The sequence below is a fragment of the Pseudomonadota bacterium genome (genome assembly GCA_010028905.1).
Classification (GTDB): domain Bacteria; phylum Vulcanimicrobiota; class Xenobia; order RGZZ01; family RGZZ01; genus RGZZ01.
The window spans coordinates 1-2,940 of the sequence record RGZZ01000566.1 but is presented as its reverse complement, the minus strand read 5'-3'; the positions used below and the strand labels follow the sequence as shown (position 1 = coordinate 2,940).

The 2,940-nt window shown below is 61.7% G+C and carries 1 protein-coding gene; it reads left to right on the top strand.

The window, feature by feature from the left end; all coding sequences use genetic code 11:
* Nucleotides 1-876: 876 nt before the first annotated feature.
* Nucleotides 877-2,940 (top strand): hypothetical protein (locus EB084_22880; GenBank protein ID NDD31109.1); only part of this gene is annotated, 2,064 nt, incomplete at its 3' end.

Genomic DNA, 2,940 nt, shown 5'->3' with positions numbered 1-2,940 from the left:
GAGTCGGACCCAGTCGCTCGAACAGAGATTTGGTCCGCAACCGCCTTCGTACTTCGACACATTCTCGCCGGTCGCAATCCTCGGAGCGCAATTTGTTCTCACACTCTTGATCCTCGTGACGATTCGTCCACCGTTTATTTGTGGGTCTCAAGGCGCAATCAACGTGCGCACCGTCTTTGGCATAGGCGTGATCACTACTGTGATATGTGTGATCGCACACCGCGCCGACGTGTCCGATATAGTGCGTGGCACGCTGCATACAATGAAGACGTGTATGATGCAAGTGTGAAAGCATGCGTAGACGGAATCAGTATGTGAGATGGTGGTGCATCGTTTGTTCGCTCGCTCGTTCGTTCGTTCGTGGATGAATGAACAAGATCGAGTGCGAAGTAAGCAAATAAGACACAGATACCTACATTCTGAGTTCGTCGGCACCTGCGCTGCACAGACATCATCTCTCGCTCGTCGTCACATCGACACATGCAGCAGCACGAAATGAATGCCTCACGACCTATTGTCTTCAAATTGGAGTCGTCGAGCGCCGACTCGAAGGCTCGTTCGAGCGTCTCATGTACACCAGGCGTCGTCGACGTCGATGACTCGACGGATCCCGTCCACGACCAAGTGTGTAGCCTACTTGCCCGCGACCCACTTGCGCGAGTGAGGATCGAAGCCGTCCCGGGAGCGGGGAAGACTGCACTCATCGTACGAGCATGCACTGCCGCTTACAATGCACGTGACGATCGTGCGCTGACGACGTCGACTGTCGCCGACGACGCGAACTCGACCAAGACGTTGCACACTCAAGAAGAAGGATCGTCCAATGCCGACGACCGCCCGGATGAGGACAACGCCACCGCCACCGCCGCGAGGTGTTTGCCCTCGCTCGTCCTCGCGTACAATCGTCAACTCGCGACCGACATCAGCTCGCGACTTCCTCCGGACGGAACGCTGTGCCTCACGTTCCACTCGCTGTGCTCTCGGTGCCTCGCGCCTGCGCGCGACGACGTCCAACTTCTCGATGCCGTCGAGAGGGCCGAGCGTGGCGACATCACACCTACGAACGTCCCTGCCGTCAGCCGCGTCTTCGTCGACGAAGCACAGGACGTGCGTGAGATCTACGTCCGACTCGTGCGTGTGCTTGGACTGCACAATTCGTCAATCGTCGTCGCGGGCGACAGGAATCAGTTGGTCTACGACTTCGACCCCGACGCCCCCGCGACGCTCCGGACCCTCGTCGAGCCTTGGAGCGTGTTCGACTCGAATCCGGATCACAAGGCGACCGAGGGAGGTGGCGGTGCGCATACAACAGAAGGAGCGATCGGCGTCGAGCAGGCGTGGTCGTCCTTCGTCCTCACAAAGTCGTACCGCCTCACTCCTCCAATCGCAGCGCTCGTCAACGCCGTCTTCGACACCTCAATTGTCGCAAGTGGAGGACGTAGTCACGCGCGTGCGTGCGATGCGCCTCACGCGCCTCCGGTCGACGTGCGCGTCCCGAAGAACATGTGGTCCGATCTGTACGACGTGCTTCGTGACGTGCTCGAGGGCGACGACGACGTCCTCCTCCTCGTCGACTACAAACATGGCAACACGGCGCTCCGCAGATTGCTCAACACGGTGAGCCGACGAGGATCGATGCGCGTCGTCGTCCACGGCGTCGACGTCGTCGACAACGACGATGCCTCGTCGGCCCTCGGAAGTTCAAGTGCGATGACGAACGCACCGACCAAGCCGACGCTCACGTGCGGCACCTTCTGGAGCGCAAAGGGGTTGCAGTGTCGCACGTGCGTCGTCGTGCTGCCCGAGCAGGCGGCACGCAACCCCACGTACGTCGCGCTCACGCGCGCGTCGCATCAGCTCATCCTCGTCCTCGACTCACGAAGGCCGCACCCAAACGTGTGCTCGGCACTTCGTACGATGAGCGCGAATGCACACATGCGTTTCGACGTCAAGGAGCGCGAGCACGTGCGGTACGCCGACGAATTTGCACGGCACGTCGTGCGAACTGGAAGCGGTCTCCACGCCGACGGAGTCGACGGGCTGTGCAAACGCTCGGTCGCATTAGCGACATCGACCGACGACGACGGGCGCCACTATCGAAGCCTCGATCGATGGACGCCGAGATCGAACTGTGCGGCGACGGCGATGATGATCGTGACGAAGAGCGAGAGCGCCGAGCCCAACGTCGACGAAGGCGACGGAGCGTGCCGATCGTCGTGCATTCGACGGTGCAGTGGCGACGTCGTGGTGCAAATGTGCCTCGTCAACGCCGAGTTCGACGCCAAGAGGCGCGTGCGAGGCGTCGAGGACATTGCTCACCCCACTCGCCTCGATCGCGCTCGTCACGCCGGAGCGATTCGAGCCGGGTGTGCGAGTCGGTTCGTCTCGCCATTCGCGACAGACGACGAGCTGCTCGCCGACGACCTTCGCACCGCGTGCCTCAGAGCGTACGACCGAATGCTCGCACGCTCGAGCGTTCGAGCGGCGGCAACCGTCTCGGATGGAGAGGACCACGTCGCCAAGTGTGCGAAGAAGGTGTGCACCGCAGGCTCCGACTCGAAGCACTTGGCCGACGTCGCAATCGTCGCCCTCAGCATCATGTCGTTCGATTCGTGGGATCACACGATGCGCACATTGCTTCCGTCGGTGCGTGCGTGGTCGCCGAGCGTATCGGCACACCTCGACTTCGTCGCGTCGGTGCTCCCTCGAACGTCAAACTTTGATGTGCGGCTGTACGCCGAATCGTGTCACGTGCGCGTCCACGCGACGACGCCCGAGAAGTGCTTCCACGTCGTGTGGGAGGAGTCGTCGTCGGACGTCGCCGCGGCTGGTTTACGTGCAGCGCTGCATCCACGGCACGTGTGCACGCTCGTCGATGTGTCGGCACGGACGTGCACGGACGTGAGCGTCGCGGCGCACGACGTCGCAACATTCATGCAG